Here is a 20889-nt window from a genome sequence, read left to right as displayed (position 1 = left end):
GACAATGGATAAAGTATATGGTGGATATTTGTGCACCGGGTGTGGTATCGGCGACGTTCTTGATGTAGATGGATTAAAAGACGCTGCCTCTGAAACCGGTATTGAATTAAAAGAACATGCGTGCCTCTGCGGTGATGCCGGTCGCGCCATGATTCAGCAGGACATGACCGACAACGGAGTCAATACCGTGGTTATATGTGCCTGTTCGCCGCGCGTAATGCAGGACGAATTTAATTTTGGTGATGATACCATCACCATACGCGGCAATCTTCGCGAGCATGTCGCCTGGTCCGTGGGCGAGCCTGAAGATGGAGAAGCGTTTTCTGATACAGAAAAAGAGTTTATCCAGGAGACTGGAGAAGACTATGTCCGTATGGCGGTAACAAGAGCCAAGAAAACGGCTCTGCCTGAGCCCTACCTGATGGAGACCATTAACAAGCGTATCCTTGTTATGGGTGGAGGGATCGCCGGTATAACCGCAGCCAAAGAGGCTGCCAAAGCAGGTTACGAAGTAACCATCGTAGAGAAGGAAGAAGTTCTCGGCGGTAAAGCGCTTGGTTGGCGAAAAATGTTTCCTTCCGCCTATCCATATGCCGAGCTTGAAGCGCCTACTATTGATCAGATGGTGGCTGATGTACAGGCAGATGCCAAGATCACGATAAAGACCGGCACTGAGGTGGCTCGAATCGCCGGAGCTCCTGGCAACTTCAATGTCACCCTCAAAGCCACAAATGAAAAAAGCGAGTGGGATGCTCCGGAAAAGGTAACCGTAGACCAACAGGAAAAAATCGAAAAGGGAGAGTTGGAAGATCCCAACGATGGCCTTGTAAAATATACGAAAATCAACCCGGACGGGGAGACCTATGGCGCAGTAGTACTCGCTACCGGGTGGAAGCCTGCCGACGTTTCTCAATTTGAGCACTTGGGATATGGAAATATCTCCAAGGTGGTTACCAATGCGGAATTTGAAAAATTGGCCAAGCAGGGCGCTGTTCCAGCAAAAGTCGCCTTTGTGCTTAGTCCAGGTGCCAAAGAAAGCGACAAAGATTTTCCTTTCTGTAATTCCGTTACCTCTATGGTTGCCCTAAAACAGGCGAACTATGTGGTTGAGGACAATCCGGAGAACGGTCAGGCATTTATTCTGTATCAGCACATGCGCACCCCAGGCAATGCCGAGCTTTTTTACAAAGCCATGCAAGCCAAAGATGGCGTGTTCATGACCAAGGCTGCTGTTACCAAAGTAGAGGAAAATGCAGGCGGCGTCACTGTTACCGCTGAGAATACCTTACTTGGTGAGGATTTGGCCCTTGATGTTGACATGGTCGTGCTGGCTGCCGGTATGGAGCCTACAACCGCTCACGAACCGGTGATTAACCTGGCTTATCGACAGGGACCGGCTTTCCAGGATCTTGACCTTTTTAACGGGTATGCTGATTCACACTTCATCTGCTTCCCTTATGAGACTCGCCGAACCGGTGTTTACACCTGCGGTGGCGTACGGAAAGCGGAAACTATGGAAGAGACCATCGATGATTCCACCGGTGCGGCTTTGAAGGCCATCCAGTGTATTGAGTCTGCAAATCGCGGTGTCTCTGTTCATCCGCGTTCTGGGGACATGACCTACCCCGACTTTTTTATGTCCCGCTGTACCCAGTGTAAACGGTGTACAGAGGAGTGTCCGTTTGGCGCTCTTGATGATGACGATAAAGGTACCCCGCTGCCCAATCCGACCCGTTGTCGCCGTTGCGGTACCTGTATGGGTGCCTGCCCTGAACGTATCATCAACTTTGCCGATTACAGCATCGACATGATCGGGTCCATGGTCAAATCCATTGAAGTACCGGATGACGATGAGGATAAACTCAGGATTGCTGTATTCGTCTGTGAAAACGATGCCTATCCTGCCATCGATATGTCAGGAATGCACCGAAACAAGATGAATGCGCTGGTTCGCTTCATTCCGGTGCGCTGCCTTGGCTCGGTCAACATGGTATGGATCAAGGACGCCATGTCTTCAGGTATGGACGGTGCACTGCTGCTCGGTTGTAAATATGGTGATGATTACCAGTGCCATTTTGTCAAGGGGTCAGAAATTGCAACCAAACGAATGGATAATATTGGTGAAACCCTTGGTTCACTTGGCCTTGAGCCCGAGCGTTGTGGCGTTCGAGAGATCGCTATTTCCGATTATGACAAGGTTCCAGCTATCATCGATGAGTTTGTTGAAGAAATCATAGAGATGGGACCGAATCCATTCAAGGGCTTCTAATCCCCTGTTACCTGCTCTGCCGATTGGCCGCAGGCATTCGGCAGAGTTTTTATATCGTTTGGTTTTTTACAGTAATGAAGATATGTGATTTGGCATATTTCATAACAGGAGGATAAAATGTCTATGAACGTACAGCCAGATATTGATTTTATTAAGTCCATGAAGGAGGCCGGTGGTGATACGCTCAAACAGTGTTATCAGTGTGCCACCTGTTCGGTAGCTTGCCCGCTTTCCTCAGATGGCGACCCTTTCCCTCGGCGAGAAATGATTCTGGCCCAGTGGGGGATGAAGGATAAACTCCTTGCCGATCCCAACGTATTTCTCTGCCACCATTGTGGTGATTGCTCGGAAGCCTGTCCCCGAGGCGCTAAACCTGGTGATGTGCTCGGTGCCATACGCGCCTATGCCTACCAGCATTACGGATGGCCGAGTGGGCTGGCAAAATTGTGTAGCAGCGCTAAAAATCTGCCGATGCTTATCGGTATCCCTGCTGTGGTAATATTTCTGATGTGGATCATCTCCGGCGGAATGCACATTCCCACCGGAGAACAGTTTGCCCATGTAGGATATACTCACTTTTTTGGTCACTGGGACTTCCGCCTGCTGGCCAAAAATGTCCTCTTTATCGACATCATTTTTCTTACTGCTGCTGGTATTGCTGTTTATTCGCTCTATAAGGGAATCTCCACCATGTGGAGAAAAATGGAAGAAAATCTCGGTATAGGCGAGATTTCCTATCGACCTTCCGTGACCCTGTTTGTCAAAGATTTTCTGTGGCCCTCACTGAAAGAAATCATGAGTCATAATCGGTTTCGCGAGTGCACGGTCAATACCGATCGTGTCAAAGGCCATCTACCTCTGGTGCTTGCCTTTATCGGCCTCTTTATCGTCACCGTCTACTCCGCGTTCACACAGGATGTCATCGGGATATTCATCCCTTCAATGCACGGACCGATTTCCATGTGGAATCCGATAAAACTGCTGGCCAATGTTTCTGCTGTGGCCATGTTGGTCGGAATTGGTATTCTGTGGATGAACAGGACTCGGATGGAAACGGCCGGAAAAGCCGCCAATACCTTTTATGATTGGTTCCTTATCTGGATGATTGCCGGTGTCGGTGTGACAGGGTTAGGAGCAGAACTGCTTCGTCTGGTAGGTATTCCCTCCCTGGGCTATGTTATGTATTACCTGCACCTGGTATCTGTCGCGATGCTGTTTCTGTATCTGCCCTATACCAAATTTGCCCATATCGCATACAGGACCTTTGCTATGGCATTTGAAAGGTATCGTGAATCTGCATACGTGAAGAATCCACTCAATCAGTAAACTCGATCGGTTTATATGTACAAAAGCCGGAAGCTATTCGCTTCCGGCTTTTTTTTGTTGTCTTTTAGGGCGTTATCGGATAAAGAGTTGGACCTGTTGCTAACAACGTCTCGGTGACGTGCAGTGCGCCTTGCCTGTAGTGCTATTCTTGGAATAGTCGGGCACGAAATGCTCGGTTAGCGCAGGGTGATGATAGAAAAATTAAAAAAGTGTTGACGAATTAGAAATACTCGTTATAATGCCTGACTTCATGCTGGCGTAGCTCAACTGGTAGAGCACCTGATTTGTAATCAGGCGGTTGCGGGTTCAAGTCCCATCGCCAGCTCCAGATAGAGTACATCAGGTGCAGCGTCAGCATGGCATCAGGCAGTCTCGCCTGATTTGTACATATAATTAGAGTGGAGGGGTTCCCGAGCGGTCAAAGGGAACAGACTGTAAATCTGTCGGCGAAGCCTTCGGAGGTTCGAATCCTCCCCCCTCCACCATCTAGTGATTAGCAATAAGCAGTTAGTAGGCTCCTTTTTGTTTGCTGCTTGTGAGCGGGAATAGCTCAATTGGTAGAGCATCAGCCTTCCAAGCTGAGGGTTGCGGGTTCGAGTCTCGTTTCCCGCTCCAGTAAGTAAATAATTCAGGGGCTTTATTGTGCATACCAAAAGATTCTGGGCCCACGTAACTCAGTGGTAGAGTACCTCCTTGGTAAGGAGGAAGTCACCGGTTCAAGTCCGGTCGTGGGCTCCATGTATCAGTCGATGGCGCTATTAGGTCGGCTGAGTCAAGTTGAAATTTTGTCCGAGGAGACGTGAAATGGCAAAGGAAAAATTTGAGCGGACGAAGCCTCATGTCAATGTTGGGACCATCGGCCATATTGACCATGGAAAGACAACGCTGACCGCAGCAATCACTCGAGTGCTTTCTACCAAGGGACAGGCTAATTTTACCGACTTTAGCGAGATTGATAAGGCTCCCGAGGAGAAAGAGCGTGGTATTACAATTGCCACCGCCCATGTCGAGTATGAGACGGAAAACCGTCATTATGCCCACGTGGATTGCCCGGGTCATGCCGACTACATTAAAAATATGATCACCGGTGCTGCCCAGATGGACGGGGCGATTCTGGTTGTGGGTGCTGATGATGGGCCTATGCCCCAGACCCGTGAGCATATCTTGCTTGCACGTCAGGTAGGTGTGCCTGCTATGGTCGTTTTTCTCAATAAATGCGACATGGTAGACGATGAAGAGCTTATCGAACTGGTTGAGATGGAGCTTCGCGAGTTACTTGATAAGTACGATTTCCCTGGTGATGACATCCCTATTGTCCGCGGCTCTGCCCTGCTTGCCCTGGAAAATCCGGAAGATGAGGAAAAGTCCGCCTGTATATGGGAGTTGATGGACTCGGTAGACAGTTATGTGCCGGAGCCTGAGCGTGATGTAGACAAGCCCTTCCTTATGCCTGTTGAAGACGTCTTCTCCATTTCCGGTCGTGGTACTGTTGCTACCGGACGTGTTGAGCGAGGGGTCATCCATGTAGGTGATGAGGTTGAAATCGTCGGTGTCCGTGAAACCACGAAGACTACCTGTACAGGCGTGGAGATGTTCCGTAAGCTGCTTGATGAAGGGCAGGCCGGGGATAATATCGGTGCTCTGCTTCGAGGTGTTAAGCGCGAGGAGATCGTCAGGGGGCAGGTACTTGCCAAGCCCGGCTCCATTACCCCACATAAAAAATTTAAGGCTGAAGCATATATCCTGACCAAGGAAGAGGGCGGACGCCACACTCCGTTCTTTAACGGCTACCGACCACAGTTTTATTTTCGGACAACAGATGTGACTGGTATCTGTACGCTTGAAGAGGGCGTGGAAATGGTAATGCCTGGGGATAATGTCCATATCACCGGAGAGTTGATCACCCCTATTGCCATGGAAGCAGGCCTTCGATTCGCGATTCGTGAAGGTGGCCGTACCGTTGGCGCGGGTGTTGTTAGCGAAATCATCGAATAATACAACGTTCAGTCCTCCGCACGGAGGGTCGAAGCGCAGTGAGAATTCTACAGCCGGGCATTGTCCCGGCTGTAGTCACTCTATCAGGACCTATCATGAGAGATAACATCACGCTTGCATGTCAAGAGTGTAAGCAGCGAAATTATACCACCACGAAAAACAAGCGGACCATTCCACACAAGCTGGAGTTGAAAAAATATTGTCCGTTTTGCAAAGCGCATACTCCTCACAAGGAAACCAAGTAAAGCGCAGGCCAGTAGCTCGAATTGGTAGAGCACCGGACTCCAAATCCGGGGGTTGGGGGTTCGAATCCCTCCTGGCCTGCCATATTTCTTGGGCGTCGAATTCAAAGACTATCATCCGTCAAAGATAATGACAGCAAAGAAAAAAAATCGGAGTGCCAAGTCTAAGCCTGTCAGTAAAAAAGAGGCCGCTAGGACGGAGAAAAAAGCAAGCTTCACACCATCCGGAATACGATCCTTTGTGCAGGAAGTCCAGGTTGAATTTAATAAAATCGTTTGGCCGTTAAAAAAGGTAACAGCAGGCCTGACTGGTTTTGTCATCGTTCTGGTTGTTGTTATTTCTCTTTATCTCGGATTAGTCGACCTGCTGCTTGGCAAATTCGTTACCTCTCTTCTTAACTAATTCCCCGACAAGACCATGGCTAAGCGCTGGTATATCGTCCATACCCACACCGGATTTGAAAATAAGGTAAAGGCGACCCTGGAGGAACGGATCAGGAACGCTGGCCAGGAAGAGATGTTCGGTGAAGTGCTCGTCCCCACGGAGCAGGTAGTTGAGATGGTGAAAGGCGCGAGGAAAACCTCTGAAAGGAAGTTCTTTCCCGGGTACATACTTGTGAACATGGAAATGAACGAGCAGACGTGGCATACAGTGCAGGAAACGCCGCGTGTGACAGGGTTTGTCGGTGTCAACGCTAATCAAGCGTTATCCGGCGGAGAAGAGTTGTTTAAACGCATCCCCTCTTTAACGGACAAAGAGGCGATGAAGATCATTGGAAGGATAGAAGAGGGAGCAAGCAAGCCGAAGCCCAAGGTGGTGTTTGCCGAAGGTGATACGGTGCGAGTCGTGGACGGACCCTTTGCTAACTTTCAAGGCGTTATTGAAGAAGTCTATCCTGATAAAGGTCGTGTCAAAGTTATGGTGTCTATATTCGGACGGTCTACGCCTGTTGAGTTGGAATATATCCAGGTGAGTAAGAATTAGCATCGAGCGTACAGTGTAGGAGTAAAGCATGGCAAAAAAAATACAATCATACATAAAACTGCAGATACCGGCAGGCAAGGCAAACCCCTCGCCACCGGTTGGTCCGGCTCTCGGTCAGCACGGAGTCAATATTATGGACTTCTGCAAGGCCTTTAATGCCAAAACCCAAGGAGCCGGAGATACCATCATTCCTGTAGTCATTACTGTCTACAATGATCGGTCCTTCAGCTTTATCACCAAAACCCCTCCTGCGTCAGTTCTTCTCTTGAAAGCTGCCGGGCTCGACAAAGGGTCCAGTAATCCCAAGCGGGAACGTGTTGCCGAACTCACTAAACAGCAGATCCAGGAGATTGCAGAAATTAAAATGCCCGACTTAAATGCGTATACTGTTGAACAGGCTATGCGTATAGTCGAAGGTACTGCCAGGAGTTGTGGAATCACGGTCGTTAAGTGATAATGACCGGTTCGTTTTACCTGCACAGTTCACCTTGTGCCAGGGAGAATCTAATTTACGGTGAATAGAATGCCTAAGCGCGGAAAAAATTATAAAAACAGTATTACCAACAGAGAGCCGCTGAAAGCCTATGATCTCAATGAGGCCATAGAAAGTATGCTTAAAGCACGCTATGCCAAATTCGACGAATCAGTTGATATTGCCGTGCGTCTTGGCGTCGATCCTCGACACGCAGACCAGATGGTTCGCTCAAGCGTTATCCTGCCCCACGGAACCGGAAAAGAAGTACGCGTACTTGTCTTTGCCAAAGGGGAAAAAGAGGCGGAAGCGCTTGCAGCCGGTGCCGATTATGCCGGGAGCTCCGAACTGGTCGAAAAGATTAAGGAAGGTTGGTTAGAGTTCGACAAAACTATCGCCACCCCCGATATGATGGGTGAGGTCGGTAAGATTGGACGAATTCTCGGACCCAGAAACCTCATGCCTAACGCCAAGCTTGGCACCGTAACCTTCGATATCGATCGCGTCGTCAAGGAAGTGAAGATGGGTAAGGTCGATTTTCGAGTGGATAAAGCTGGTGTTGTCCATGCGGCTGTAGGCAAATCATCTTTTGGGCTGGATAAACTACAGGAAAATATTACTGCGTTTGTGGACAAACTCATTCAGTTGAAACCGTCCTCAAGCAAAGGTATCTATCTGAAGACCATCAGCATTTCCAGTACCATGGGGCCTGGATTCAGAGTTGATCCTCTTCAGGTTCGCTCGCTGCTTAAAGGGTAAAAAATGCCCTTGACTGCCGCCAAATAAAGAGTGAGCAGTACAAAAATGCATCACACAGGATGTTGAACAACATCCTGTGTTTCAGTATTAACCCAGGGAAGGTCAAAGACAGCAGGTACGGAAGTTTAATGATCCGCGCATGTGGGTTTCCTGCCGAGACCATTTGATACGCAAGTATCTTGAATACGTCTTGTCATTTTCTCCATCTGTAACTTTGACACTCCCGTGACCATTAGGAGGTACATACGTTGGATCGCAACCAAAAGACCAGTTTGGTCAGTGAGCTCAACGATACCTTTTCCAAGGCTAAGTTTGCGGTAGTTACCGACTATCGTGGGCTGAAAGTCACGGAACTGGAAAAGTTGCGCCGCGTACTGCGTGAGAACGACACGCAGTTTCAGATCGCAAAAAACACTCTGCTTCGATTGGCAGTTAAAGGAACTGACTACGAAGGACTCTCAGACTCTTTTACCGGTACCACTGCTATAGCTTTTAGCTTTGAAGAGCCCGTTGGCCCTGCAAAAGCGTTGGCTACATTCAGTAAAGAATACCAAGCGCTGGAGATACGATCTGCAGGGCTTGAAGGAAGTATCCTGAGTGCCGAGGATGTTGTTGCCCTTTCTAAGCTGCCTGGCAAAGAGGAACTGCTGGGTAAACTCCTTGGAACAATGGCTGCCGTACCGACAGGCTTTGTACGGGTACTCAACGGTATTCCGCAGAAACTCGTATATGGTCTCCAAGCCATCAAAGAGCAGAAAGAAAACTGATTGTCATCTGTTTATCAGAACTGATAATTTTTAATTTACGCGAACATTTTGTCCGGAGGAATGACAATGGCTGTAACAAAAGAAGATGTAATTGAATTCATTTCAAATATGACCGTTCTCGAGCTTTCTGAGCTCATTACAGAACTCGAAGAAAAATTTGGTGTATCCGCCGCTGCTCCGGTAGCTGTAGCCGCTGCGGGCGGTGCTGCTGCAGATGAAGGCGGAGCTGCTGAAGAAAAAACCGAATTCGATGCTGTACTGACGTCTGCTGGCGATCAGAAAATTAAAGTTATCAAAGAGGTACGCGCTATTACCTCCCTCGGTCTGAAGGAAGCGAAAGCTTTGGTTGAAGGTGCTCCTGCTCCTATCAAGGAAGGTGTCACCAAAGAAGAAGCCGAAGAGATCAAGTCCCAGATTGAAGGCGTTGGTGGCGCTGTCGAAATCAAATAAAAGTATATTCATTCGTGTTGACCGGGGGTAGCCCCGGCAACAAATCGAACATAGCAGGTAACGCTACGGGATGCTCTATCCTGTAGCGTTCTTGCGTTTGTGGTACGAAAGAAAGACACGGGGAAATATACTCGTAATATCAGCAATTTAAATTTTATCTATCGAGAGATTGCTGAATTTCGCGGACAATTTCGAGGTAAGCGATGAAAAGAGTACGTAAAAGTTTTGCCAAAACAAGCCATGTAGTCGAGCCACCCCATCTGATAGCCATGCAGAGAGAATCTTATGAACATTTTCTCCAGCGTGACGTTGAGCCCGACCAGCGACAAAATCATGGTTTACAGGCTATTTTTCAGGATATATTTCCCATAACTGATTTTAACGGTCTTTGCTCCCTGGAATTCGTACGATATTCTTTTGGCGAGTCAAAATACACTGTTGCTGAATGTGTCGAACGGGGTATGACCTATGAGGTTCCAGTTAAAATTACGGTTCGACTGATTACTTTTGATGTCGATGAGGAAACCGGGGTTCAATCCGTCAGGGATATTAAAGAGCAGGAAATTTTTCTTGGCGCTCTGCCCCTGATGACACAGGATGGCGTTTTTGTCGTTAATGGGACCGAGCGTGTGGTCGTTAACCAGCTGCAACGCTCTCCCGGGCTCTTTTTTACCCATGACAACGGTAAGTCCCACTCCTCAGGTAAACGGCTTTACTCTGCCAGAATTATTCCTGTTCGAGGGTCATGGCTTGATTTTGAGTTTGATATCAAAGACATGCTGTATGTGCGGATTGACCGAAGACGCAAGTTGCTTGTCACTGTACTTCTCAAGGCCCTTGGATATGACGACGTTTCCCTGCTCAGAGAGTTTTACAATTTTGACACTGTTTACTATCGGGACGGCAAATTCAGTATCCGATTTAATCCCGCAACATTTACCGGTCAGCGACTCACCGATGACCTCATCCATCCTCAGGACGGATCGGTTCTTGGAAAAAAAGGCCGGAAAATTTCAAAAGCCCTTGCCAAGCGAATCGTTGACGCAGGTATCGAGGAAGTTGCCGTTGAAGCTGAGTTCCTGGTTGATCGATACTTTGCCACCGATATTCTCGACCCCAAATCTGAAGAGGTCATTGGTCGTTGTAACGAACCTGTTACCGCTACTTTCTTGGAGTCGTTAGAAGAAAAACACGTCACTTCATTTGAGGTGCTGTTTATTGATGGCGTCAATGTCAGCGAATCTTTCCGTAAAACTCTCTTTATGGATAAGGTGAAAGACACCGATGAGGCATTGATTGAGATTTACCGTCGCCTTCGTCCTTCAAGTCCTCCTACACTGGAAGTGGCTCAATCCTTTTTTGAGAACCTGTTTTTCAATCCCGGCACCTATGATCTTTCGGAAGTCGGCCGGTATAAGATCAATACCAAATTGGGATTGAACACCCCCATAGAACATCGGACCCTTACCAAGGAGGACATCCTTGAGGGTGTTCATCACCTGGTTCGCATCAAGGATGAACTCAAAGATGGGGATGATATTGACCATCTGGGGAATCGGCGAGTACGCACAGTTGGGGAGCTGTGCGAGAATCAATACCGAATGGGACTTGTACGCATGGAGCGTGCTACCAAGGAACGCATGACCCTGCAAGAGATTGAAACCCTCATGCCCCATGATCTTGTCAACCCGAAGCCTGTCACTTCAGCCATTAAGGAGTTTTTCGGAACCTCCCAGTTGTCGCAATTCATGGACCAAACCAATCCGTTGTCAGAGGTGACTCACAAACGTCGCCTGTCTGCACTTGGTCCCGGGGGCTTGTCTCGCGAGCGTGCCGGCTTCGAGGTTCGAGACGTCCATCCTACCCACTATGGCCGAATTTGCCCGGTAGAAACCCCTGAAGGGCCTAATATCGGCCTCATTGTTTCTCTGGCTACCTATGCCAAAGTCAACCCTTATGGGTTTATCGAGACGCCTTATCGCTATGTTCAGGATCGTCTTGTTGCTGAAGACTATAAATATCTCGCTGCAACCCAGGAGGAAAAGCATACCATTGCTCCTGCGAAAGTTGAAATGGAGGGCAGCCGGATAGCCACTGATTACCTCATTGCGCGCCAGGAGAATGAGGTCTCCATGGTTCCTGCCAGTGATGTGACTATGATGGATGTGGCGCCTAATCAGCTGGTCTCTGTTGCCGCGTCGTTGATCCCCTTTCTCGAAAACGACGATGCCAACCGTGCACTCATGGGATCCAACATGCAACGGCAGGCAGTACCGCTGCTCAAGACTGGTTCTCCGTTGGTGGGAACCGGAGTCGAGAAATATGTTGCCCGTGATTCCGGAGCCTGTCTGCTTGCAGGCGGTGATGGTATTGTAGAGGAAGTGGATGCGTGCAGGATCGTTGTTCGCTACGATGAGCCCGGTACCGATGGATTTGAAACCGGGGTAGGCGTCTACAGGCTTTCCAAATACAAAAAGTCCAACCAGAACACCTGCTTTACCCAAAAGCCGTTGGTTTTTCCCGGTGAGAAGGTCAAACGCGGTTCTGTGCTTGCCGACGGTCCTTCCTGTGAAAAGGGAGAGTTGGCGCTTGGCAAGAATGTAACCATCGCCTTTATGCCCTGGCGCGGGTACAACTTTGAGGATTCCATCCTCGTCAACGAGCGGCTGCTCAGGGAAGACACCTTCACTTCCGTGCATATCGAGATCTTTGAGACCATGGCCCGAGACACCAAGTTGGGCAAAGAAGAGATCACCAGGGACATACCCAATGTTGGCGAAGAAGGGTTACGTAATCTCGACGAATCCGGGATCGTCCGTATTGGAGCGGAAGTGGGCCCGGGAGATATGCTTGTCGGGAAAGTCACCCCCAAGGGAGAGTCAATGCTTTCCCCTGAGGAGAAGTTGCTGCGGGCCATTTTTGGTGAGAAGGCTGGTGATGTCAAAGATTCCTCTCTGCGTGTACCTCCCGGGGTTGAAGGGGTAGTCATAGACGCGAAAGTCTTTTCCCGGAAAGGAGTGGATAAGGATGAACGTACCCTGATGATTGAGGAGATGGAAATTGAGCGCCTCAATCGGGATATGGAAGACGAACTGAAAAGTTTGAAAAACGGGGTCCGCAATGCCTTGGCAGCTGTGCTTGTCGGTCGAACCGCCAAAAGTGATATCTATGATAAATCAGGGCAGGTGATCCTCAAGCTGGGCAAGCAGTTGACGGATGAAGTGGTCGAGCAAGTTGAATTTTCAGCCCTCTCCTCGCTTGATTTTGCCGAAAAAGTAAAATACAGCGAGGAAATCGACGCCATTTTCTCCCGCTATAACAATCAGGCCGCCCTGGTACGCTCCCGATATCAGGGGGTTGCAGAGCGTATGGAAAAAGGCGATGATTTACCGCCAGGCGTTGTCAAAATGGTCAAGGTCTACGTAGCGACAAAGCGTAAACTTGCCGTTGGGGATAAAATGGCCGGTCGACATGGCAACAAGGGCGTCGTCTCCCGGCTCCTACCTGAAGAGGATATGCCGTTTTTTGCCGACGGCACAACCGTAGACATCGTGTTGAACCCTCTTGGGGTGCCCTCGCGAATGAACGTTGGTCAGGTACTGGAATGTCACCTCGGTTTTGCAGCCAAGAAACTTGGAGAAAAAATTTACAACTTTGCCCGCAAGTTCGAGCTTGACCTGGTGAAAAAGGAATTTGAAAAAATTTATTCAGCTGACGAGTATCAGGCATTGGTCGCTGACCTTGATGATGATCAGCTGCTTGATATGGCAAGAAAATGTCGTGAAGGGCTGCATATGGCCACCCCGGTTTTTGACGGCGCTTCAGAGGCTGAGATACGTCAACTCTTGGTCGATGCCGGTGTCGATGAAGTGGGACAATCCACCCTGTATGACGGGCTGACTGGTGAGGCCTTTGACAACCAGGTGACTGTGGGCATCATGTACATGCTCAAATTGCACCATCTGGTTGACAATAAGATTCATGCCCGCTCTACCGGACCCTACTCCCTGGTTACCCAGCAACCGCTTGGGGGGAAGGCCCAGTTTGGTGGTCAGCGCCTCGGCGAGATGGAAGTATGGGCCATGGAGGCGTATGGTGCGGCGTATACCCTTAAGGAATTTTTGACCGTTAAATCCGACGACGTCGAAGGACGGACAACCATGTACGAGAAAATTGTCAAAGGGAACAATTTTCTTGAAACCGGCCTCCCCGAATCCTTTCATGTGCTTGTGAAGGAGTTGAAAGGACTCTGTCTTGATGTGGAGCTGCAAGAGTAGCTCTCGTTCAAGAGGTATGTGAAAGGGGGCGAAACATATGTTTTTGCCGCCATTGAATTTTGAATAACTATAGGTGAATTCGTGGAAGAACTGTTCAGCTTCTTTGCTAAGCCCAAAGGTCCCGTCAGCTTTAACAAGGTGAAAATATCGCTTGCATCTCCCGAGAAGATCAGAGAGTGGTCTCATGGAGAGGTGAAGAAGCCGGAGACAATTAATTACCGAACCTTCAAGCCTGAGCGAGATGGCCTTTTTTGCGCCAAGATTTTCGGTCCGGTAAAGGACTACGAGTGTAATTGCGGCAAATATAAGCGCATGAAACACCGTGGTGTTGTTTGTGAAAAGTGCGGAGTGGAGGTTATCCAGTCCAAGGTGCGAAGGGAAAGACTTGGCCATATCGAACTTGCTGCACCGGTCGCACATATATGGTTTCTCAAGAGTTTGCCTTCCAAGATCGGCGCTATTCTAGACATGACGCTCAAGCAGCTTGAGCGGATTCTTTATTTCGAATCCTATGCCGTAGTCACGTCAACGGTTGAGGACTTGCCGGTCGGGTCACTCCTCAATGAGGAACAGTATCGGACTGCGCTGGACAACTATCCCGGGGAGTTCCGCGTTGGTATCGGTGCCGAAGCTATTCGTGAAATGCTCATGGGGCTTGATCTCAAAGAGCTGTCTGAAAGTCTGCGGCGCGAGATGAAGGAAACGGGTTCTGCCACCAAAAGGGCAAAGTACGGTAAACGGCTTAATGTTGTGGAGGCTTTTCGTGATTCCGGCAACAGACCGGAATGGATGATTCTGGAAGTGATACCCGTTCTGCCTCCGGATTTACGTCCCTTAGTGCCGTTGGAGGGGGGCCGTTTTGCCACCTCTGACCTGAACGACCTGTACCGGAGGGTCATTAACAGAAACAACCGATTGAAAAGACTGCTCGAACTGGATGCACCGGATATTATTATCCGTAATGAAAAGCGTATGCTCCAGGAAGCTGTTGACGTACTGTTTGACAACGGCCGTCGAGGAAGGACCATCACCGGCCCGAACAAGCGACCGCTCAAGTCCCTTTCCGATATGCTGAAAGGCAAGCAGGGACGATTTCGTCAGAACCTGCTTGGTAAGCGTGTTGACTATTCCGGACGTTCAGTCATCGTGGTCGGTCCGCATCTGCGACTTCACCAGTGCGGGTTGCCCAAGAAGATGGCTCTTGAGCTGTTCAAGCCTTTTATCTACAACCTGCTGGAGCAGAAGGGGTACGTCACCACCATTAAAAGTGCACGGAAAATGGTGGAAAAAGGGGCAAAAGAAGTATGGGACGTCCTCGATGATATCGTTCGGGAGTATCCGGTTATCCTCAATCGGGCACCGACCCTGCACCGTTTGGGAATGCAGGCCTTCGAGGTGGTGCTGATTGAAGGCAAGGCCATCCAGCTGCATCCACTTGTCTGTGCGGCGTTCAATGCCGACTTTGACGGTGACCAGATGGCCGTACATGTGCCTCTGTCGGTAGAGGCCCAGGTCGAAGCCAGGGTGCTGATGATGTCGACAAACAACATCCTCTCGCCTGCCAACGGGAATCCCATCATTATTCCCAGTCAGGATATTGTACTAGGGCTCTACTACATGACCAGGGAGCGATTCGGGGTACCCGGAGAAGGTGCTGCCTACTCCTCCCCTGCCGAAGCGCGGATGGCCTATGATCACGGCGCAGCGCACCTCCAGGCCCGCGTTAAAATCAGAATTCGCGGTAATCTCGTCGAAACAACCATCGGCCGAATGATTGTTGGTGAGTTGCTGCCTGACCAAGTTCCCTACTCACTGGTGAACAAGGAGCTGGCCAAAAAGGAACTCGCGTTCCTTATTGATTATACATATCGTCACGCTGGCACCAAAGATACGGTTATCCTTGCCGATCGCCTGAAAGACCTTGGTTACGAATACGCAACCAAGGCAGGTATTTCCATTTGCATCAACGATATGATGATTCCTGTGAAAAAGGAAGAGTTTGTCGAAGATGCTGAGGTCGAGGCGGCGGAAGTCGATCAGCAGTACTCTGACGGATTGATCACCGATGGAGAAAAATATAACAAAATTATTGATATATGGTCCAAGGCCACGGATAAGATCACCAAGGAAATGATGGATGAGATGGCGGTGGAGTATGCTCCGGATCTCTCCGGTACGGTGCAGGAGATAAAAAGCTTTAACGCCGTCTATATCATGGCCGATTCAGGAGCACGTGGTTCCAAGGATCAGATTCGTCAGCTTGCCGGTATGCGTGGTTTGATGGCGAAACCTTCCGGCGAGATCATTGAAACCCCGATTAAGGCGAACTTTCGTGAGGGACTGAACGTTCTTGAATACTTTATCTCCACTCACGGGGCGCGCAAAGGACTGGCTGATACCGCACTGAAAACCGCTAACTCTGGTTACCTCACGAGAAGGCTGGTCGACGTTGCTCAGGATTCAACCATTGTCATGCGGGATTGCGCCACCATGCGAGGTGTCATGGCCGAACCCCTGATTGAAGGGGGGGAGGTCATTGTTCGCATTGGCGAGCGGATTCTTGGGCGTGTCGCGCTTGAGGACGTTATTGATCCGCATACCGGTGAAACCCTTGTTGAAATGGATGAGGAAATCACCGAGGACAAGGTGGATGCGATTGAAGCCGCCGGTGTCGATAGGGTTATGATTCGCTCAGTGCTGACCTGTGAAGCCAAGCGAGGTGTCTGTGCCATGTGCTATGGCCGTGATCTTGGCCGTGGTCACATGGTCAACATCGGGGAGGCTGTCGGCATAATCGCAGCCCAGTCGATCGGGGAGCCAGGGACCCAGCTGACTATGCGTACCTTCCATATCGGCGGAACAGCGAGCAGGGCGGTAGAGCAGGCAGAGGTCAGGACTCAACGTGGCGGTTTACTCCAGTATAAAGACCTGCATTCGGTTAGAAATACCGAGGGGAACCTGGTGGTAATGAACCGTAATGCGGAAGTCTCCGTGCTGGATGATCAGGGAGTGGACAGAGAACGCTTCCCTATTCCTTACGGTGCCGTACTCAGGGCAGAGGACGGGAACAAGGTTGATCCAGGGACCATCATTGCTGACTGGGACGCCTTTTCCATTCCCATCGTCAGTGAAGTAGGCGGTAAGGTCAAATATGGTGATGTCCTAGAAGGCGATAGCATGCAGGAGCGTGTTGACCAGATCACCGGTAAGGCAAGTAAGGTGATCACTCCCGGCTCAAGCACCAAGCAAATGAACCCGCGAGTAACGATTAAAGATCAACGTGGCAGAACCCTTAAGTTGCCTGATGGCGAACTGGCGGCTCGATATCCTCTGCCGGTCGGGTCGATCATCACCGTTGATGAGCATGCTGAAATTGCCCCTGGTACGGTCATTGCCAAAATTCCTAGAGAAACGACCAAAACCAAGGATATCACCGGTGGTCTTCCGCGTGTTGCCGAGCTTTTCGAAGTTCGCAAGCCCAAGGAACAGGCTGTTATCACTGAAATTGATGGAAGGGTGACCTTTGGAAAGGATCTCAAGGGGAAACGACGGGTGATCGTCACCCCGGAAACCGGTGAACCCAAGGAATACCTGCTGCCAAAGGCCAAACACATCACTGTCCATGAAGGGGACCATGTTAAGGCCGGAGAGCGGCTGATGGAAGGGGCCATCCTGCCTAATGATATTTTACGGGTCCTTGGTGCAGAAGAACTCGCCAAGTTTCTGGTCAACGAGATCCAGGAGGTGTATCGCCTCCAGGGCGTGAAGATCAACGATAAGCATATTGAAACCATTGTTCGACAGATGCTCAAGCGTATCCGGATCACTGACCCGGGGGACTCGGTCTTTATGCTTGATCAACAGGTTGAATGGTGGAAGTTTCAGGAAGAAAATGAACGACTGTTGAAAGAAGGGCTCCAACCAGCTTCAGCTGAACCGCTTTTGCTGGGGGTCACCAAGGCCTCCCTTTCCACGGATTCCTTTATTTCCGCAGCCTCTTTCCAGGAAACGACCAAGGTCTTGACCAACGCGGCCATGGCAGGAAAAATAGATGATCTGTCAGGGTTGAAGGAGAACGTGATCATGGGCCGGTTGATTTCAGCAGGTACCGGCTTGAACCGATATCGGGTAAAGGAAAACGAATAAGGGGAAAATAAACTTGACTTTCCACGTCGTTTAGTTTACATATCCTACCTTTCGTGTCCATTTCATGATAATGAAGCATGAAGCATATTTACAAAGGAGTGGTTTGAATGCCCACAATTAATCAACTTGTCAGGAAACGACGCAAAAAGACCACAAAGCGTTCGAATACGCCGGCCCTGCAGAGCTGCCCACAGAAGAGGGGGGTGTGCGTCCGTGTCTATACCACAACGCCGAAGAAGCCGAACTCTGCCCTCCGGAAAGTAGCGAGGGTGCGCTTGACCAATGGTATAGAGGTTACCTCGTACATACCTGGTATTGGACATAACCTGCAGGAGCACTCCGTAGTGCTTATTCGTGGCGGCCGTGTAAAGGACTTGCCGGGTGTGCGTTATCATATCGTACGAGGCACCTTGGATACCCTTGGCGTGAATGATCGCCGACAGGGACGGTCTAAGTATGGAGCTAAGCGGCCCAAGTAGGGATACCGTTAGGGAGAAGAAGGGAAGAAAATGCCTAGAAAGAAACTGTTAGATAAACGACCGATCGCTCCGGATCCCCGGTATAATTCCGTACTGGTTTCAAAATTCACCAACGGGTTGATGCAAGACGGGAAAAAGACCGTTGCACGCAGTATCTTTTATGATGCGATGGAGATCGTTGATCAAAAGGTTGCTGACGAGGAGCCGTTGACCGTCTTTGAAGAGGCGATGGAAAATGTACGTCCCCGCATTGAGGTCAAGAGCCGACGTGTGGGCGGGGCTACCTATCAGGTACCGGTTGAGGTTCGTCCTGAACGTCGCAATGCATTGGCCATTCGCTGGATTATCGGTTTTGCGAAAAACCGGTCCGGTCAGTCCATGGCGCAGAAGCTTGCAGCTGAAATTCTTGATGCCTACGCCAGTCGTGGCGGTTCGGTCAAGAAGAAGGATGATACCCACAAGATGGCCGAGGCGAACAAGGCTTTCGCCCATTATCGCTGGTAAGTGAACACCCATTGCGGGCAGATGAAAAAAAAGAAGTTGACATCAGCGGTTGATTACTGTAAAAGGGTCCACATTTTTTTGGGCTAATACGAAGAAGATGATTACTAAGGATACAGGTGGAGGTTGTGGCAGGATCGCATTCGTTATCCAAGGTGCGCAATATCGGCATAATGGCCCATATTGACGCGGGCAAAACTACGACCACTGAACGTATTCTTTTTTATACAGGCAAGTCCCACAAGTTGGGAGAGGTTCATGACGGAAACGCTGTCATGGACTGGATGGAACAGGAGCAGGAGCGAGGTATTACCATCACCTCGGCTGCCACAACCTGTTCATGGAAAGGGACAAGCATAAACATTATAGATACTCCCGGGCATGTAGATTTCACTGTTGAAGTCGAACGTTGCCTGCGGGTATTGGACGGTGTAGTAGCCGTCTTTTGTGCGGTTGGCGGGGTTGAGCCGCAGTCGGAAACTGTCTGGAGACAGGCGGACCGATACAAGATACCTCGTCTGGCATTTGTCAATAAGATGGATCGAATCGGTGCATCATTTGACAGGTGTGTTGAGCAGATGGAAACACGGCTGGGGGCCGTGCCGGTACCTATAACCATTCCGGTCGGTGCCGAAGACACCTTCGTCGGGGTTATTGACCTGGTCGAAGAAAAACTGCTCACTTTTGATGAAGCCTCCATGGGTAACACGTTCACCGTGGAGAGCATTCCTGAAGAACTGATAGGAGATTCATCGGCCGCCAGAATGGCACTCCTCGAGAAGTTGGCCGACTTCGATGAGGAGGTCATGGAACAATACTTAAATGATCAAGAGATTGCTCCTGGCGAATTGCGCAGGGCATTGAGAGAAGCAACCCTTAACATGAAGTTGGTACCCGTTCTGTGCGGGTCGGCTTTTAAGAACAAAGGGGTGCAACCACTTCTCGATGCAATAACATGGTACCTGCCTTCGCCTGCGGATGTTCCCCCTGTAGAGGGGACGGATAAGAACGGTGCGCCCCTTATCCGCAAGACGAATAGGAGCGAAAAATTCTGTGGTCTTGTTTTTAAGCTGCAGAGTGATCCGTTTGTCGGGAACCTGTCTTTTATACGGGTTTACTCGGGGAGCTTCAAGGTGGGCGAAAAAGTCTACAACCCTCTGAAGCGGAAAACGGAAAAAATCTCGAAACTAATAAAACTTCACGCCAACAAACGTGAAGAGGTCGGTGAGCTTGGTGCCGGAGATATAGGCGCTATTGTCGGATTGAAGTTTACCACCACCGGTGACACGCTCTGTAGCTCTGGAGACAGTATTGTCCTGGAGCAGATGAATTTTCCTGAGCCGGTTATCGGAATTGCCATTGAGCCGAAATCCAAGGCCGATGAGGGCAAGTTGGTAGACAGCCTTGATAAGGTGGCCAAAGAAGATCCGAGCTTTAAGGTTTCTGTCAACGAGGACACGGGACAGACCATTATTTCCGGCATGGGTGAACTCCACCTGGAAATTATTGTCGACCGGTTGGTACGCGAATTTAAGGTAGCTGCCAACATAGGTAAACCACAGGTAGCCTATCGTGAAACCCTTCGTGCAGCAGCCACGGCTGAGGGCAGATTTGAGACCCAGGCCACTGGAAAGGATCAATACGGTCATGTGGTGATTGAGCTGCGACCTAGGGCAAAAGGTGAAGGGGTAACGTTTTCTTCACAGATCGATGAAAAGACGATACCTGCCAATTTTGTCCAGGCGATTGAAAAGGGTGTGCTGGACAGCCTGGACTCCGGTCCGCTGATTGGTTACCCGCTGACGGATGTGGAAGCTGTGCTGGTCGGCGGATCGTACGATGAAGAGCGCTCTACAGAGATGGCGTTTGGCATAGCAGCGACAATGGCATGCCGAAAGGCGTCCGGCGAAGGTGAGCCGGTGTTGCTTGAACCCATTATGAGTTTAGAGGTGATTACCCCAGAGGAATATATGGGGGAAGTCATCAATGATTTGAACAAGAAGCACGCCCAAATTAACGGGGTCAATGCAGAAAAAGACCGGCAGGTCGTCAAGGCGGACGTTGCCTTGTCAGAAATGTTCGGTTATTCCACGGATTTGAGATCTGCAACTCAGGGTAGGGCGATATTCACGATGCAGTTTTCGGCCTTTGCAGAAGTACCTGCAAAGAAAGCCGAGGCTATTATACAAAAAATTAAAGGCTTTTAACCGGATATACAGCT

General features: G+C 49.8%; 15 protein-coding genes and 5 tRNA genes. All 20 read left to right on the top strand.

The window, feature by feature from the left end; translation table 11 throughout:
* Positions 1-4: 4 nt before the first annotated feature.
* The 20 genes from ACZ52Z_RS07645 to fusA all read left to right on the top strand — a co-directional run bounded on the left by ACZ52Z_RS07645 (position 5) and on the right by fusA (position 20875).
* Positions 5-2269 carry a hydrogenase iron-sulfur subunit gene (locus ACZ52Z_RS07645; protein WP_464270155.1) on the top strand — a complete coding sequence of 755 codons (2265 nt, stop codon included), beginning with the start codon at positions 5-7 and terminating at the stop codon, positions 2267-2269.
* Between the two features lie 117 nt (positions 2270-2386).
* Entirely contained in the window at positions 2387-3595 is a 1209-nt protein-coding gene (gene qmoC, locus ACZ52Z_RS07640) for a quinone-interacting membrane-bound oxidoreductase complex subunit QmoC (protein ID WP_464270154.1), read from the top strand.
* Positions 3596-3847: 252 nt separating this feature from the next.
* Positions 3848-3923: transfer RNA gene (locus tag ACZ52Z_RS07635), tRNA-Thr, on the top strand.
* Between the two features lie 72 nt (positions 3924-3995).
* A tRNA-Tyr gene (locus tag ACZ52Z_RS07630) sits at positions 3996-4080 on the top strand.
* A 54-nt stretch (positions 4081-4134) separates the two neighbouring features.
* Positions 4135-4210, top strand: a tRNA-Gly gene (locus ACZ52Z_RS07625).
* Positions 4211-4258: 48 nt separating this feature from the next.
* Positions 4259-4333 (top strand) — tRNA-Thr (locus tag ACZ52Z_RS07620).
* A 66-nt stretch (positions 4334-4399) separates the two neighbouring features.
* The gene (gene tuf / locus ACZ52Z_RS07615) at positions 4400-5590 is read left to right on the top strand and encodes an elongation factor Tu (protein WP_464270153.1); all 1191 of its coding nucleotides are present in this window, start codon (positions 4400-4402) and stop codon (positions 5588-5590) included.
* A gap of 95 nt (positions 5591-5685) precedes the next feature.
* Positions 5686-5835, top strand: coding sequence for a 50S ribosomal protein L33 (gene rpmG, locus ACZ52Z_RS07610; protein ID WP_464270152.1), 150 nt, complete (start codon positions 5686-5688; stop codon positions 5833-5835).
* A gap of 5 nt (positions 5836-5840) precedes the next feature.
* Positions 5841-5917 (top strand) — tRNA-Trp (locus ACZ52Z_RS07605).
* Between the two features lie 45 nt (positions 5918-5962).
* Positions 5963-6235, top strand: coding sequence for a preprotein translocase subunit SecE (secE, locus tag ACZ52Z_RS07600; protein ID WP_464270151.1), 273 nt, complete (start codon positions 5963-5965; stop codon positions 6233-6235).
* Between the two features lie 15 nt (positions 6236-6250).
* Positions 6251-6817: a transcription termination/antitermination protein NusG gene (gene nusG / locus ACZ52Z_RS07595; RefSeq protein ID WP_464270150.1), complete on the top strand. Its 567-nt coding sequence runs from the start codon at positions 6251-6253 to the stop codon at positions 6815-6817.
* Between the two features lie 28 nt (positions 6818-6845).
* A complete protein-coding gene (rplK, locus tag ACZ52Z_RS07590; RefSeq protein WP_464270149.1) occupies positions 6846-7271 on the top strand; it encodes a 50S ribosomal protein L11 in 426 nt (141 codons plus the stop codon).
* Positions 7272-7340: 69 nt separating this feature from the next.
* Positions 7341-8048, top strand: a complete 708-nt coding sequence (gene rplA / locus ACZ52Z_RS07585) for a 50S ribosomal protein L1 (protein ID WP_464270148.1) — start codon at positions 7341-7343, stop codon at positions 8046-8048.
* Between the two features lie 248 nt (positions 8049-8296).
* Positions 8297-8815: a 50S ribosomal protein L10 gene (gene rplJ / locus ACZ52Z_RS07580; RefSeq protein WP_464270147.1), complete on the top strand. Its 519-nt coding sequence runs from the start codon at positions 8297-8299 to the stop codon at positions 8813-8815.
* A gap of 66 nt (positions 8816-8881) precedes the next feature.
* Entirely contained in the window at positions 8882-9265 is a 384-nt protein-coding gene (gene rplL, locus ACZ52Z_RS07575; protein ID WP_464270146.1) for a 50S ribosomal protein L7/L12, read from the top strand.
* 203 nt (positions 9266-9468) lie between these two features.
* Entirely contained in the window at positions 9469-13542 is a 4074-nt protein-coding gene (gene rpoB / locus ACZ52Z_RS07570) for a DNA-directed RNA polymerase subunit beta (protein ID WP_464270145.1), read from the top strand.
* Between the two features lie 81 nt (positions 13543-13623).
* Positions 13624-17688 carry a DNA-directed RNA polymerase subunit beta' gene (gene rpoC, locus ACZ52Z_RS07565; protein ID WP_464270144.1) on the top strand — a complete coding sequence of 1355 codons (4065 nt, stop codon included), beginning with the start codon at positions 13624-13626 and terminating at the stop codon, positions 17686-17688.
* Positions 17689-17795: 107 nt separating this feature from the next.
* Complete coding sequence (gene rpsL, locus ACZ52Z_RS07560; RefSeq protein ID WP_464270143.1) at positions 17796-18167, top strand: 30S ribosomal protein S12; 372 nt, start codon at positions 17796-17798, stop codon at positions 18165-18167.
* Positions 18168-18197: 30 nt separating this feature from the next.
* Entirely contained in the window at positions 18198-18671 is a 474-nt protein-coding gene (gene rpsG / locus ACZ52Z_RS07555; protein ID WP_464270142.1) for a 30S ribosomal protein S7, read from the top strand.
* Between the two features lie 125 nt (positions 18672-18796).
* Complete coding sequence (gene fusA / locus ACZ52Z_RS07550; RefSeq protein WP_464270141.1) at positions 18797-20875, top strand: elongation factor G; 2079 nt, start codon at positions 18797-18799, stop codon at positions 20873-20875.
* The last annotated feature ends 14 nt before the right edge of the window (positions 20876-20889 follow it).

It is taken from the genome of Desulfogranum aggregans (genome assembly GCF_055398265.1).
Note: the sequence above shows the minus strand (reverse complement) of the source record. Positions and strands in the feature narration are given on the sequence as shown.